Genomic DNA, 15669 nt, shown 5'->3' on the forward strand with positions numbered 1-15669 from the left:
AATTGCACCCTGACGGGTTATATTTTTCATGAGGCAACAGTGATGTCAGGGTTAGCTTTTTAAATGAGGCAAAACGCAGCAGCGTCGATAAGTTGTGGCAGATTTCTCCACTCCTTCGCTTTGCTCAGTCGGTCGAAATGACAAAAACAAAAAAGAGATTGACAAAGAGGAGAGGGTGACGACTTGCATAGACGCGTGGTGACGGGTGATGAGTCGATTACTTGTTTCAATGATGAGACAGGTGAGCTTTATCACAATCAGGCAGGTGCGTTTACTGAAGCTCTGAAGAATTATGTGGAACCGGCCGGATTAGCGGCGATAGCGAAGACCGGGTCAGTCACGGTGATGGATGTTTGTTTCGGGCTTGGCTACAACACGTTTGTTCTTTTAGACGAATTGCGCAAGTTGGGTATTACTTGCGATGTGAATATCCTTGGGCTGGATATTGATGAGGCGATACTGTCTGTCTTGGACGATGTGTTAGCGGATAAGAGATTTGCAGAGCTTCGCAAGTTTATGAACAGTGAAGTCTTCAAATCAGAGTTTGGAGTGTATGAATTTCAGCTTGATGAAGCGGGGAAGATTCGCGTTCATCTTAAAGTTAAGCAGCAGGATATTCGTGAAGCGGCGATGACTCTAGAACAAGATTTTGATCTTGTCTTCCATGATGGATTTTCTCCTTACAAAGTACCGGAGCTTTGGACTGTTGATTTGTTTAGGCGTTACCACAAATTGCTCGGTGCGCGGAGGGGTGCTCTGTTGACTTACAGCGCGGCTCCTGCGGTGCGAGCGGGGTTGCGGTTAGCCGGATTCAATGTGTTTGCCACGACGGCTGTGGGGAGCAAGCATGGTGGGACGCTGGCGACGATCAGTGCAGAGGATGAGCGCAGACAAAAAGCAGCACCTCTTACTGATGAACAGGAAGAGCGATTGAAGACGCGGTCGGGAATACCGTATCGAGACAATGAGACGTTGACGGCGACGCGGGAACAGGTTATGTCTTTGCGCGAACGAGAGCAGCAGCACTGACATAAGAGAACAAGGGCGCATGCAATGCGCCCCTACAGCAAGAGAAGTAGGGTCGACAAATTAAAGAAGGTCGCTCGAGATGAGAACGGACCTAGAACAAGTAGACTCGTGCTGGCGTGTATGGTGCGTAGCGCGCTAAGTTATCAACTTGACGGACAGCGATTTGCTTGACTGTTCCAGCAAGTGAGCGAGCGGATGTTCCGGACACGGGTACGTGTGTGTAGCGTGTGGCGAAACCGGCGGCTCTCGAAACTGCGGCGTTGCGCATGTGTGATACGAAGCCTGCTGGTTGAAGTGCAGCGCGAGCAGCGGTGCTTGCTCCACCTTGGGCAAGATTGTGCCACGAGCCAAAGCCAACCGGTCTGGTGGCAATTGGTGTGCGCTTGCTGCCGGCAATTAAGCCCTTCAATGCTTGTTGCGGCAAGAGGTTAAGTGGGAATGGTGCTGGACCAGCGCTTGTTGTTACAGGCTGAGCTTGCTCTTGCAATTCGGATACTGAATCGGCAGAGTAGGTTTCAACATTGTCGCTTGTGATATCAACATCCCCGGATTTCATTTCTTCGGTGAGCTTGTCGATCAGTTGACGCTCTTTGGAAGAAATAGAATCTGTTTTGTTGCCGACGATATCTACATCATTGAGAACACTATTAGGCAATGAGCTGACCAAAGCATTTGCGTTCTGACGAGCAGCAGCTTTCGGAGGCTCCGGCACAATGCCCTGTCCAGCCAATTTCTTAGCTGTTTTAACGGCCGTACGTTGATTGTTGAAATGCGTGAATGTTGTTGTAATTGCTTTGAGCGCAAAATTTTCCGGATTGGAAATTGCTTGTGAATTCAAAGAGACTTGTCCGGCAATTGGTGTCTTGTCTTCAACGACAACCATTTTCGAGCTGGACAATCCAACTGGAATTTGCGTTGAAAGACTTTCGTCTTCCACGCCAAGTCTGGCAACAGAAGACAGATCAGATTTTCTCGGCAACGGACGGTTTGCCATAAATGCACGCAAATTTCTCTTGCGCTTAGCCGGCGCCGGAATATCGGCAATGGTCAATGTAGCTGCTGGAGCTTCCTGCGTATCGCCTACGGAAGCCAGACTCTTCTTCAACCAATCTGCTTTGTCTGACACGGCTTCATCAGCTTGCGAAGCCAAAGGGAATAGGACGTTTATACATCCGAGTATTCCTGCAAATAGTGCCTTTACTTTCATCTATGTCAATTACTTTCTATTTGTAGGGGCGCATTGTATGCGCCCTTTTTGTATTACCAACGGACCAGCCAGAAGCTGTTTTCAAATTTGTCCAATTCAGAGAGTTTAAGTGTAGATATTAGGTGGACAACAGTCACTGGGAAAACTACGCACTTGGGTAACAGGTTGCTAATGCAGCCTGTCTTTAGTGGGGTAAATCCCATGCTTCATTAGTCGCAGCTTTCTATTGGTCCCAAACCAGCCTGTAACCCACGCCCCGCACGGTCAAAATGTGCTTCGGGTGACTAGGGTTGGACTCCAGTTTTTCTCTTAAATAACGTATATGGACATCGACCGTCCGGCTTTCGCCCAGGAAGTCCGAACCCCAAGCTTGAGCAAAAAGCTGGTCACGGGTAAAGACTCTGTTGGGTTGGCGGGCAAGGGCGACAAGCAATTCGAATTCCTTATATGTGAGTTCGACCTCGCGTGTGCCGACCCGAACAGTACGGCTGTCTAAATCTATAAATAGATCGCCCATGTTTATAGATCGATTTGCACCTCTTACAACCTCTTTGCCAAAATCCGAATCGCGCAGGTTGGCTTTGACGCGAGCAACAAGCTCACGCAAGCGCACGGGCTTGGCAATGTAGTCGTTGGCTCCTAATTCAAGCCCGACAACGGCATCGATTTCAGAAGTTCTAGCCGTCAGCATCAAGATAGGTGTCTTTTGATCAAAAGCGCGCACACGACGGCAAACTTCATAGCCATCCATGGACGGCATCATCAGGTCTAAGATAATTAGGTCAGGTTTGGAGCTGCCAATAAGATCTAAAGCCTGGCGCCCATCATGTGCCAGCATTGTATTGAAGCCCTCTTGGCTCAATACATATTGAATGGAACTGGCAATTGCCTGCTCGTCATCAACAATAAGTATCGTTTTCATACGCTCTCAAGTACCGCCACGGAACCGACTTCATAGTATTATCGACTTAAGAAAGGCGTTATGGGAAGCCAGGTAACTTTAATTACTATGCGCAAGACGTTTTTATATCTTCTGATCGTCGTGCTAGCTGCCATGCCGGCATCAGCGGCTAAAACCGTTTCAAAAGTTGCTCCCAAAACGCAGGATTCCTCAAGATTATTTGTACCATTTGGACCTTATCCGCGCCCAATGCCGCATCCAATCGCTGTGGGAATTTTGGTGCGGGTGCCAAGTGCTTACTTTGCCATCTGGAATCCCGGTGCAGTATTCGTTGATGGCAGACCGGCATTTGCCCTTAAGCCAAGACAGGCTTACTTAATAAGTGGTGGACAAATTGTTGATATGTCCGGCGGACCGTCGTTTTCCTTGCCGGTTGATAAGCGGTCAGTAATTGCATCAGCTGATACAGCAGGCGAATACTACTTCTGGACAGCCAACCGCTGGTATCGGGGCAGCCTGGAAATTATCAACTATGGAAATGTCTTCACCGGCGTCAATGTTCTTGATCTGGAAAGCTATTTGTTTGGCGTAGTTCCATCAGAGATGCCTGCCAACTGGCACTTGGAAGCTTTGAAGGCGCAAGCAGTTGCGGCACGTAGTTATGCAGTTGCCCATATGGGCTCGGGAAGCAAATGGCGTCGTTCGGAAGGATTTGATGTCGTGCCTGACGTGCGCGACCAAGCTTATAAAGGTCTGGCAAAAGAAGCGCTCTCGGCTAGACAGGCTGTGTTAGGAACAATTGGACAAGTCCTGAAAGACAGCAATCGAGTAAAGCCCGGCTTTTATCGCGCAACAGTAGGTGATACCAGAGAAGAAAATCTCAACGTGCGTTCAACTTCTGTTCCATCAGCAACGCTGGAAAAAATGGTTGGCGTGCCGAATATTGTCGGTGTCACCGTTAAGAAGTGGGATATTTATGGAAACGCAACACACTTGCAAATATTAGGTCAGAAGAAAAACACTGAAGTCAGCGGCATTGCACTCGCGCAACGTCTTGGATTTACGACAGCGGGAATTCTTGATGTAAATCAACAAGGTGATAATTGGGTTTTTGAATATCGTGGACCGGGAAACGGCTCACGTGGGTTGAGCCAACACGGTGCGCAGAAGTTGGCATCGGCTGGTTGGAGCTATTTCCTCATCCTACAACAGTACTATCAAGATCCCGACGGCATTTTGAGACTTGAATCAATCAACCGACCGGGACGTTTTATGCTTACTTATCCGACCGCACCGCCAAGACAAGCAGCACCGTTGCCGGTTCAGCAACCCACAGCGAAAAAGCCTGCACCAAAAACAGTTGTGCCGGCTGCACAAGCTGCAGAAATTCCGGAAGGTCCGTTATTTGCCAGACCTGGTGGCGCAGGCAAGGGCAAGCCAACTAGTAGTAAAACGAAAAAACCAGTTGTCTCGGATGAGACACCGAGTCCAAATGACGACGGACTTACAATTGAGATGGCCGAATAGAAGGGGAGAACATGCAAGACTCTGAATTTGAAGACAAGGACAAAGCACCAGAAGAAGTGCACATTCATACCGATTTTTATACGAAGACAGCCCAGTCTAGTTCGGGATCACAATGGCCGATCAAAATTGTGACAGGCTTGGTTGGTTGTTTGGCTATCTATTGTCTTTACTTAGGAGTTATGTGGTTTATCAATCTGGATAAATCCTCGGCAATGCAAAATGTTTCCGTGAGCATCATGAAACCGAAAGATAAAGACGGCAATGCTTTTGCTGACATTGAGATCAATAATCTCAATCCGTTTCCGATTAACAACGTGGTTATCTCATACGACATTTCCGCCGCCGACGGCAGTGACTTAGGCAAAGGCAATGTCACTCTAGAGCAGTTAATACCGGCTGGTGATTCGCGTGTGTTTCCGGAAGTACGATTGGGAGCGGTGAATGGGAAGCCGCGCCGGATGCATTCGGAGTTGGCAGATTTGCAATTTACGCAGACCGCCAAGATAACGCCGGAACTTGCTGCGCAGTTTGCGCAGGCGGCCGCGTCCAAGGATCGGGAGTCGATGGAAGCTTTTGAATCTATCGTTGCGCAGGCACCAGATTTTGAGCCGGGCTGGGTGGGATTAGGACAAGCGCAGGCTGCTAACGCACAGTACGAGAAGGCTGTCGACACCTTTAAGAAGGCGTTGACGATGGATCCTAACGATGCAAACGCGCACTATGGCATGGCGCTGGCAATGTTCTACGACCAGGATAAAGATGGGGCGCGTAAAGCTATTGGCGAGGCGCTGAAACTTGCACCGGGTGATCCGCAAATACAAGCTGCGAGTAAGCAGATTAACGCGGAGTAGGTAAAACGGGCGCATGCAATGCGCCCCTACATTTTCGCGGCGCGATTATCTTTTCGCCGACATCACAACGTCATATGACTCGGCCCAGACGGGAGGCTTAACCGAGGCGGTGTTGAGGCGGGCGTGCCATGTTGCCAACGACATGGGTGCGCCGGGTTCTTCGTAGTAGGTGTAGACGCCGCCGCGGAGGAGGCGGATTTTGCTCGTTTGCTGGAAGATCATATAGACGAGTGCAGGGCGGCCAAGGCACAGGTTTATGCCGACTTGTTGTCCGCTTTTTGTCTCGGCGTGGGCAACTGGTAGAACGGCGGCCGGAGGTTGGGCAACTTGGTCAAGCACCATGTCGATGTTGGCGAGTAATTGCATGTCCGCAAATGGTAGTGGTGTTCCGCGAACTTCATATTCGGATATTTTGCGCATGCGATCGGCAAGGCGCGCAAAGTCAGCTAAACGTAGCCGTTGCTTCTCCGGGAAATATCCAAATTGATTTAGCGAGGCAAGCAATTGTTGCGCGTCTTCTACAATGCGTCTGTACGATTCAGTAGAAGGCTCGAGATAGTTATCGAAGGCTCTGGTGGCTCCTTGCGTAGCGGCATCGGTACCGGGAGCCGGTGGTGGAGGCACAGCGGGGGTTGGTTTCTTGACGAAAACCTTGGGCGCAATTGCTGTATTGGCACTTAGCCAGGCAGTAAGTGCGCCTTCCAATTTACGATTCAGCCATTGTTCGGTTCGAAGCGCTGATTGCGTACCTTCAGGCAGAGGTTGGAAATAATCAGACAGCAATCGCCAGAGTTTGTTGTCTGTTGGCGCACTCGCAAGTTCACGTCTGCCTGTCATCTGGTCTAAGTCAGGCAATAACTTATTTATTACCGGATCAAGCTTCCACGAATAATTCGCCAAAATATTGTCCGCTTGAGCAGCGCCACGAGCGTGCAAGACAAACAAACCCAAAGGCCAAATTGAATGAGCTTGACTTGGTTCGGACGGGTAGTATCTAAGAATACTCCTCATCCAGCGTATTTCCGGTTGATTCATTGGCGGCAAGAGCTGAAACACGGCGCCGTTGACACCAGATGAGCGATTGTCTTGCAAATCGAAAATTGACGTCGTAGACAAATTCATCGGCTTGCGATTTCGAATGGTGAGCATCAACTTAGTTCGGAAGAAAGGCTCAGCCAACCCCTTAAGCGTTACACTCAAGTCCGCCGGTAACGACGCAAAAACAGTTTTGTATTCAACGGGCGATAGTATTTGCTCTGTCTGCACAAGCGCTACAACACCGACGGAAGCCAACGCAGCATTTATTTTCGACCAGAGCGTAAATGCCGGTTGTCCATTGCATTTTGCTAGATCCAAACTACGAAAAAGTAATACAGACTGTCTAAATTGATTAGTTGCCGAACCATTGTCATCAATAGTGACATCAGCTAACGGCATATTCATTACTGTCAGCCAGGTAAAAGCTTGGTAGAAGCCGGTCAATTTCGGCGAACTCGCATACCAACCCAAAGGATTGAAAGAAGCAAAGTTTTGATTGCGCTCAAGAATTGCCGAACGCGCTCTTTTGCCGGAAGCAATGTTTTTCAAATCGGCATCAACGAGAGCAGATATGCCGGGAGTCAAAATGGTTTGATATTGCGGATCTATCAAACGCAATGCCACAACGATATAGGCAATGTTGTGCTCAATGTCTGTGCGCACATCAATGTCCTCGCAATCGCGCAAATCAGCCAGAGACACCTCAAGCATAGAACGCAAAAGAAGGCTGAGATCGGCATTTATATGACTTTCAATAGCGTCAGCTATGATGCGATTGCGAAAGGCTATGTACGGATGCAGAATTGAATCAACTGTTACCAGATTGCCTTTTCCACGCAGCTTATTTTCCCGATAGAGCTGGGTCATATCAGGGTAATCTGTGGTCGTCACAACAAAATAGTTGAAGCCCAAGTCATTAAGCGCATTTGGCGGTAGTCCAGCTAATTTCAAGCCATTGAGCGGTATAGATGGTGGGCTCGAGACAACGATGTTGGAAGTTGGAAACAGGTCAGCAGCAACTGCTTCTTTCTTCCTGTAATCAATCGAAGGCAGGGTCAACCCTTGTTGGGACTGTTCAAACGGATTGGCTACGGACGGAACTGCACACTGAAGCAGAAGTGACAACGAAAGAATTGCTGCTGTTGCCTGGGCTCTCATCGTCTTACTTCAAGTGATGCAGGGAAACAAAACAAGCTTTGTTGATGCCTGTCACCGCGGTAAATTTGTTGATCAATGGGCTATCCAGAGGATCGTCCAATGTCATTACCATTACCGCCTCATCTCTGACACCGCGTCTGGCAACAGCCATTGTGCTTATGTTGATTGAGTTTTCGCCCAGGATACCGGCGACTTTGGCAACCATACCTGGCTGATCTCGGTGGCTCGTAAATAACATATAGCGAGCCGGCGTCAAACTAATTGGATAATCGTTGATTGCTGTGATTACTGGTTCACCATGAGCCATCACTGTGCCGGTGACAGTGGACTTATTGCCATTCGAAGAGACAATGACAGTCAACTCATCAGGAAATTGACGTGCTTCGTGCATCGATACTGCAACTTGAATGCCGTGATTCTTGGCTATCAATTGAGCGTTGACATAAGTAACACCTTCAACTTGATGAGTAAACACCCCTTTGAGCGCTGCTACTGTTAATGGCTGCGTATCGCGAGTAGCCAGGCTACCGGCAACAGCAATTTCAATTTTAGAAATTGTGCCGCGATTAAGCTGAGCTGCAATTGCTCCCATGGCTTCTGCCAACCAGAGAAAACGTCCAAGGCCTTTGAGAAGTTCAGGACGCATAAACGGTAAGTTAACAGGACTTCTAGCCATACCTGTCAAAAGATAGTCACGCAATTGCTCTGCTAAATCAATTGCCACATTGTGCTGTGCTTCAACAGTTGATGCGCCGAGATGCGGGGTTAATACAACCTGATTGCCTAATTTCGTCAATTGGAAATCAGCACCCGGTGGTTCTTGATCATAAACATCCAACGCAGCACCGGAAACATGCCCTGACTTTATTGCTTCAGCTAAAGCAGCTTCATCGATAATGCCGCCACGGGATGTGTTGACGATCTTCACGCCTGGTTTCAACTTAGAGATGACTTCTTTGTTGATCAAATTAGTCGTTTCTCTTGTTTTAGGCGTATGAATCGTGATGAAGTCAGCTTTACTCCAGATTTCATCCAGAGTTGCTTTATGCAAATGAAGTTCTTCAGCTTTTTCAGGACTTATAAGAGGGTCATGCACAAGCACTTTCATACCGAGTGAAAGCGCGTACTGCGCAACCCTGCCACCAACTTTACCAAGACCAATTAGCCCCAGAGTCTTATTGAACAACTCCGAGCCCATGAAACTGCTGCGTTCCCACTTGCCTGACTTAACAGATGAATCAGCCGAAGGAATTTGTCTTGCCAGTGAAAGCATAATCGCCAGCGTGTGCTCTGCAGCACTTGCCGTATTGCCTTCCGGAGAGTTAATTACAAGCACGCCGGCTTCAGTCGCTGATTCGAGATCAATGTTATCGACACCGACGCCTGCGCGGCCAACTACTTTTAAATTCTTGCCTTTCTGAAAAACATCCTTAGTTACTTTAGTGCGGCTGCGCACAAGCAAGGCATCGTAATCGTGAATCGACTTGATCAATTCCTCAGCACTGATGTCCGGCTGGTAATTGACCTCAAGATCTGTTTTGAGGATTTCGATTCCTTCTTTGCTAATTTCGTCCGCAATTAAAACCTTGGGCATGATGTCACCTTTCAGTGTTGCACCGGCTCTAAGTGATTTACCAGAATAATCTTGTGCTGCCCCTGCTTCTCAGCCTGCGCAGAAGAGAAAGCAACCGGAAGTGGGTCCACTCGCAACCAAGGGTTTAGCTGATCGCGCATGTTGGCAGAACACATTTGTCCTGATTGCCCCAAACTAATGGACTGATAGAACTTATCATTGTCGGACATATCAATGAGCATGCGCATCGTCGGGCCGGTAGAGGAATTAAAGCGAGTATCAAAATTGTTTTTCGTTGAGGCAAGTTCAACATCAAAAGAATTGAGTGAATTACTGTCGCCTGCTACTCCCGGAATTCCAGCGCTGAATGCGAAGTCTAGTGCAGGAGCCATGAATTGCATTCCTTTTCCTAGTACCGGCTCAAACTTGAGTTTATGCACATCCTGCCAGTGAAACTTAGTCGGGTCATCAGTGCGCAGCGCCAATCTCAAATCAGTTAACGACTGCGAGAAAGTTGTAACCAAGAAAGTATTGAAAGTGCGCTCATCCGGAGGCAAGTACAAAGAGTCTTTGTCTTTCAAGAACCGCTCAACAAATCCTATCCAGAGCGGCCAACGATTCAAATATTCAACCGTAAGCTTTGCTCCCAGCTTAGGCTCAATGAGACGCTTAGCTGTCGTATAAAGGAATGACTCGTAAATAGCAGCGGCTGAACTTGATTGGTTCAACTGCCCATCCCAGCTGCTCATAACATCGAGAGCCTTAACAGCGTACTGATCAATTACTTTTGTTTCGTCATAGGCTTCAGCCACACGCTGTCTTACCAGTTGAGCAAGCGGCGCATCAGCGTCAGCTTGCATTTGATTCATATCAGGCAGACCAATTTTGCGCGCGAGCTTTTGATAGTAATTTAGAAGTGCGTCAACGCGATTAGCACGATAGGGCGGCAACGACTGGTTGCCTAAAAGCACTGCGCGACTGGCAAGCATCTTTTGATTGGCAGCAACGACATAACCTGTCGATGGATTGTAGACCCACGGCATATCATTGAATTGGACTTTGCCTATCCACTGACCAGTTGATTGCCAACCTGGTGTAATTGCCGCACCTTGTCCGCCGCCAGTACGCACCGGTATGTCTCCTGCTGCGTGGTAAGCGAGATCATTTTTACGATCGCAATAGACAAATACTTGCGGCGGTCCGGGAAACTTATCCAACGCCTGAAGGAATGTCGCCCAACTGGATGCGCGATTCAATTTCCAAATATTGTCGACTGAGGAAGCATCAGAATTGAATCCAGTCCAGGAAAGAACAATAGCCATGTTGTCTGTTTTAGAAAGTACTGGTCCATGTTGTGTCATCAATACTTTATGCGTGTAAGGGCTGCTGAATTTCACCGGAATCTTTTCCACAATTTCCTCAGCTGTTTGCCAGCCGGATGAAACTCTATATTGATTGGCAAACTGTTTGCTGAATTCTTCTATAAACAAATCCTGCACATCAGCTTTCAAACTAGCCGATGACCAGGCAATGTTTTCATTGCGTCCGCAAATAATGCCAGGCACCCCCGGCATTGCGGCACCGGCAACTTTCACTCCAGGAGCACTCATCGTGCAAAGCCACCACTCGCATGGCACTGTCAACGCAGTATGTTTGTCCGCAGCTAAAAGACATGTCCCGTGATCAGCACGGCTGCCGGCAATGGCAAATGCAGTCGACCCGTATGTTGGTCTTGGCATTTGCAGAACTTTTCTTACTTCTTTCAATGCGCAACTAATTTTGCTTGTGTCAGCCGCTTGTGCCTGAGCGCTTTGTCCGAAGTTGATTGCCTTACCGTCGTATCCGGCAAAGAGCTGTCCGGCAACTTTGTCGTTAGCCTTGTCAACAACTCGCTGTCTCAATTCATCAAGTTGCCATGAGTCATCTGATTGGTAACTTGCATATTTGAGGATGGCAATTGTGTCTTCCGGCTGCCATTCTCTTGGCTTGTAGCCTAGCAAGGCAAATTCCATCGGCAGCTTTCCGCTGTTTTCAGATATATATGCGTTGATGCCACGACTAAATGCTTTCAAACCGACAAGCGCACCGGGACTAACTTTTCTCAACTCAGCTCGAGCTAAACGACCAAAGCCTACGGTGCGAACTAACTTGTCGGAAGCTAGACAAGCCGGACCGAAAACTTCCGACAACTCACCAAGAGCTGTGCGTCTCGACATATCCATCTGGAATAAACGATCGCGCGCTTGCAGATATCCCTGCGCTAAGTATGCGTCTTCTTCAGAAGGACTTTCTATAAAAGGAACGCCGCGTCCGTCGTATTGCACAATCACCGAGCTCTTCAGTTGATTGAGCACAACCACGCCATCTAATGCGGGCAACGGTCTGGCTAGCAACCACCAGAGACCTACGGGTAATAGTAAAAGAAGCGCAAGGACAAGAAGGGAAGCTGCTCTCCGCACTGTGACTCTCCTGAGGTCTGAAGATAACTCCAGGATTAAAGTTTATCAGGAAAGGCAGTTTTCTTTAGATCATTCTTCACTTGAATTACTGTTTGGGCCAGCTTTTCGTTAAGGCTAATAGTCGGCGACCAAGTGGACTCTTTAACATGTATTTCTAGGTCGGCCGCCAACACGCGCATATCTTCCGCATTGAGAGTGGAGGCAAGCCCCTTCAATTGATGCGCAAGCCTTTTGGCAGAATCTTGATCTTGAGATGAAACAGCTTTGCTTAACTCGATAAGCAACATATCTGATTCTTCTGCAAATGTTTTGTAGAGTTCCTGTAATTCCTTTGGACCGCAAAACGCCTTCAAATGCTCAAAGTCTGTCACTTTTCTCTCCTATTCTGAGCTTTTCCTCGGTCTCCCGGTCTCCTCATGAAAACAATGCTGTTGACATCACCTCAAGCTTGGACTTGTTGCGCTGCTGTTTCGTCTAGGTACCACATCAATGTGCCCGATGTAGGAGATACGAGCCTTGCGGGTATTTCATGTCCATTTTGAGTTTTAGAAAATATCTGTCCGACTATTTCTTGCTTTTCGCTGCCGGCTACTAAAAACAAAATATGTTTGGCAGCATTGATGACAGGCAAAGTCATGGTAATTCGCCAGCCGTGCGCGTCATCGACGCGATAAGCCATGACGTGCTTATGCTTTTCTGCAATTGCCGGGCTATTGGGAAATATCGATGCTGTGTGACCTTCCGGTCCAAGTCCAAGCAAGACGAGATCAAAAACCGGCATAGTATGTCCAAAGAATGCCGTCAATTGTTGTTGATATTCTTGAGCGGCGGCTTCCGGATTGCTTTCCTGTCCCATTGGAGCGTGGATATTGCTTTTAGGGATAGGAACTTTCGAAAGCAATGCGTCATTGATCATTTTGAAATTAGACTGTGCATCTGTCTGGCTTACGCATCTTTCGTCACCGAAGAATATATGCGTTTTGCCCCAGGGCATTTGCTTTACCCACGGTTCACTTGCCAAAAGGGTGTACAACTCTCTGGGAGTTGAACCACCGCATAAAGATATTGTGAAACGGCCGGTTGCCTTGACCGCTTCCTGCGCCAGCGTCGCTATTTCATCAGCTGCGCCGATGCTCAAGTCATCGCGGTCGGGGAAAATGAACAAGTCGCTGTTAGCTATCGTAATTTCTTTCAATTCGCCACCATTTCATTTAAATGTGCATGACGCAAGAGACGCAAACTCGAGCGCTTGGAAGAATATATCATCTTCTGCCAGGGTTTCCAGCTCTCTTCCCATTAAGTCGGATTCGCGAAAGCCGGCTGATGGGGTTAATAGCTCAAAAGATTTTGTCTTTGAATCGAAATCTATAACAACCGAAACCAACTCTTCCTTTGGCTTGGCTATTATCGTGATTGTCCGATCGCCGGATAATGTCAACTTGACTTTGTTAAGTGCGCCGGGCGGCATTTCCGCGTGATCGACAGCAGTTACGGATATTTCGCAACCATTTGCTTTGAATTTCCAGTTGGAGTTGTCCGCCTTTTCGCCGACGACATTCCAACCAAGTCTACCGGCAAGCCAGCCAATATATAAAAGAATCTGTGCAGAAAGGCAGCCGTCTTTACGTGGCTGAAATTCTACTTCCACACGCTTTATCTTTTCGACATCACTTGGTTCAAAACCAAACGAGCCGACCGTGAAAATTTCAGCAACGGCGCGGCGCCATGGCAAGAGTCTGCGCCAATTGAGATCGCTAACCGTGATGACGTCACGAGCGCCTCGGACTATTTCAAGAAGCTCTTGTAAGTAATTACTGACTGATGTTGTTCTACGCGAATCAACAACGAGGCGATCAATGGACTTTAGAAATGGGGTAAGGGCAGTGCTGTTAATTTCAGGCGTGCGCCACCAAAGAAAAACAGGCAGGTCGGCGACAAGCAATGGGGAAACGGAGCTCGGCAATACGTTTGGATCGCGTCCTTCGTAGCGGACGGTTATTTGCTCGCAGCAAATTTGTTTCATGCCGGACTTGCTTGCCGCATGGCAACGCGCCGATACCCAGGCTTCCAAATTTTGCACATCGCGATCACGTTGAATGGCGAGGAGTGCGCGGCAAGGATGGCTCACTATGACTTCGTCGAGCAAGTTGCCGGCGGCGAATTCCGCGTCTTCGTCGGTGCTGAAAAGCACGAGATTCATGGCGCAAGCACGTAGAATATTAGACTGCGTGTCACCATTACCTTCGGTCCGCTCGGCTTGCGACCAAAGAGAACGCAATTCGCTTTCAAGATGGGCCACGTCAACTGCCTTCACCTTGCCGGATAGAAATTCTTCTACACGAGGTTTCATATACGTCTCCAAGTGCGATGGTCGGAGGCGAGCAACTTGTCACTTTCTTCAGGTCCCCAGGAGCCAGCTGGATAAATGAAGCACGGTGGAGCGCCGGGCTTTTGCCAGGCTTCAAGAACCGGTGTAAGTAATTCCCATGTTGCCTCCACAGCATCCGTACGGGCGAAAAGTGATCCATCGCCGGCAACGCAGTCGAGAATAAGTCTTTCGTATGCACTGGGGCTTCTGACGCCGAACGATGTACCGTATGAAAAGTCCATTGATAGGAATCTCAGTTGAGTTGTTGCTCCAGGTTGTTTGGTGGCAAACTTCAACGAAATTCCTTCATCCGGTTGGATGCGCAAGACGAGCACGTTGGCACCGATTTGATTCATGATGCCTTTGCTCACATCTCCAGCCATCATGGTGAAGAGTCTATGCGGCACTTGCTTGAAGTGAATTGCAATTTCTGTTGCTGACTTCATCAAGCGTTTGCCGGAACGAATGTAGAAAGGAACACCAGCCCAACGCCAGTTATCGATGAATAATTTTAAGGCGATGAATGTTTCAGTATTCGATTGCGGAGAGACACTTGGCTCTTCTCTGTAGCCGACAACTTTTTCTCCCATTACGTAACCGGGACCGTATTGTCCACGGACAACGTAATCAGCAAGATGCGCGATGTCTATTGGACGCAAGCACTTGAGCACTTTGGATTTTTCCGTGCGCACTTCATCAGCATCAAGCGAAATTGGTGGCTCCATTGCGACGAGGCTCAATAGCGCCAGCATGTGGTTTTGCACCATGTCACGCATCGCACCCGCTTCTTCGTAGTAACCTCCACGACCTTCAACACCCAGTGTCTCGGCATTGGTTATTTGGATTTGTTCAATGTTGTTGCGATTCCAAATTGGCTCGAATATTGCATTGGCAAAACGCAAGACCATAATGTTTTGCACTGTCTCTTTGCCGAGATAGTGGTCAATACGGTAAATTTGCTTTTCATCAAAATGCTTGTGCAGTTGTGAGTCGAGTGCCACTGCAGACTTTAAATCATGCCCAAATGGTTTTTCCACAACAACACGCGGCCAGTATTGCTTCTTCCATTTCTTGCTCTTATTCAAGCCGACTTCTGCAATACGCAACACGATGTCTTGGTACAAGCTTGGAGGAGTGGACATATAGAATATGTTGCGTCCCTCAGTACCATGACGTTGCGCCAAATCATCGAGAAACTTCGCTAAGTCAGCGAAGCCATTTTCCACAGAGAAATTGCCGGGCATGTAGTAGATCTTAGAAGCGAATCTATCCCAGTTTTCTTTCGTGAAGGTTAGCTCCGGCGCAAACTTGATGAGTGAGTCTCTCATCGACTCACGAAATTCATCATCCGAGATTTTCGTTCTCGACATTCCAACGATGCAGAAGTCCTGTGGGAGTAGTCCATCACAGAACAACGCATATATCGCTGGTATCAACTTACGCTTCGTCAAATCACCGTGCGCACCGAGAACAACCATCGCAAACGGTTCAGCAAGTCTTTCCTTCGGAAGCCCATCCATCAGAGGGTTGGCTAAGGTCGTTTCTTGTGCAGGCATCA

General features: G+C 48.2%; 12 protein-coding genes. 3 read left to right on the forward strand and 9 right to left on the reverse strand.

The annotated features are described in order from the left end of the window. Positions 1–183 precede the first annotated feature (183 nt). On the forward strand, positions 184–1029 hold the full coding sequence (locus K2Y22_15565) for a hypothetical protein (protein ID MBX9879875.1): 846 nt from the start codon (positions 184–186) through the stop codon (positions 1027–1029). A gap of 91 nt (positions 1030–1120) precedes the next feature. Here the strand turns inward: K2Y22_15565 and K2Y22_15570 are convergent, their stop codons facing one another. Next, positions 1121–2236, reverse strand: a complete 1116-nt coding sequence (locus K2Y22_15570; protein MBX9879876.1) for a hypothetical protein — start codon at positions 2234–2236, stop codon at positions 1121–1123. Between the two features lie 223 nt (positions 2237–2459). Then, entirely contained in the window at positions 2460–3158 is a 699-nt protein-coding gene (locus tag K2Y22_15575) for a response regulator transcription factor (GenBank protein MBX9879877.1), read from the reverse strand. Positions 3159–3245: 87 nt separating this feature from the next. Between K2Y22_15575 and K2Y22_15580 the strand changes: the two genes are divergently transcribed. Together K2Y22_15580 and K2Y22_15585 are read left to right on the forward strand one after the other, a co-directional pair. Next, positions 3246–4664 (forward strand): SpoIID/LytB domain-containing protein, encoded by a 1419-nt coding sequence (locus K2Y22_15580; GenBank protein ID MBX9879878.1) that lies wholly within the window; start codon positions 3246–3248, stop codon positions 4662–4664. An 11-nt stretch (positions 4665–4675) separates the two neighbouring features. Next, a complete protein-coding gene (locus tag K2Y22_15585) occupies positions 4676–5515 on the forward strand; it encodes a tetratricopeptide repeat protein (GenBank protein MBX9879879.1) in 840 nt (279 codons plus the stop codon). 45 nt (positions 5516–5560) lie between these two features. Here K2Y22_15585 and K2Y22_15590 read toward each other — a convergent pair whose 3' ends face one another. The 7 genes from K2Y22_15590 to zwf form a co-directional block, all read right to left on the reverse strand. Continuing rightward, positions 5561–7711, reverse strand: coding sequence for a DUF3160 domain-containing protein (locus K2Y22_15590; GenBank protein MBX9879880.1), 2151 nt, complete (start codon positions 7709–7711; stop codon positions 5561–5563). 4 nt (positions 7712–7715) lie between these two features. Next, positions 7716–9305 carry a phosphoglycerate dehydrogenase gene (serA, locus tag K2Y22_15595; protein ID MBX9879881.1) on the reverse strand — a complete coding sequence of 530 codons (1590 nt, stop codon included), beginning with the start codon at positions 9303–9305 and terminating at the stop codon, positions 7716–7718. 11 nt (positions 9306–9316) lie between these two features. Continuing rightward, complete coding sequence (locus K2Y22_15600; GenBank protein ID MBX9879882.1) at positions 9317–11743, reverse strand: penicillin acylase family protein; 2427 nt, start codon at positions 11741–11743, stop codon at positions 9317–9319. Between the two features lie 35 nt (positions 11744–11778). Beyond that, entirely contained in the window at positions 11779–12114 is a 336-nt protein-coding gene (locus K2Y22_15605) for an Hpt domain-containing protein (protein MBX9879883.1), read from the reverse strand. 71 nt (positions 12115–12185) lie between these two features. Beyond that, complete coding sequence (gene pgl, locus K2Y22_15610) at positions 12186–12938, reverse strand: 6-phosphogluconolactonase (GenBank protein ID MBX9879884.1); 753 nt, start codon at positions 12936–12938, stop codon at positions 12186–12188. 12 nt (positions 12939–12950) lie between these two features. Next, positions 12951–14093 carry a glucose-6-phosphate dehydrogenase assembly protein OpcA gene (locus K2Y22_15615; GenBank protein MBX9879885.1) on the reverse strand — a complete coding sequence of 381 codons (1143 nt, stop codon included), beginning with the start codon at positions 14091–14093 and terminating at the stop codon, positions 12951–12953. Then, positions 14090–15667 carry a glucose-6-phosphate dehydrogenase gene (zwf, locus tag K2Y22_15620; GenBank protein MBX9879886.1) on the reverse strand — a complete coding sequence of 526 codons (1578 nt, stop codon included), beginning with the start codon at positions 15665–15667 and terminating at the stop codon, positions 14090–14092. Before zwf ends, K2Y22_15615 begins: the two co-directional genes overlap by 4 nt. Positions 15668–15669 lie beyond the last annotated feature (2 nt).

The sequence above is a fragment of the Candidatus Obscuribacterales bacterium genome (genome assembly GCA_019744775.1).
Taxonomy (GTDB): domain Bacteria; phylum Cyanobacteriota; class Vampirovibrionia; order Obscuribacterales; family Obscuribacteraceae; genus SBAT01.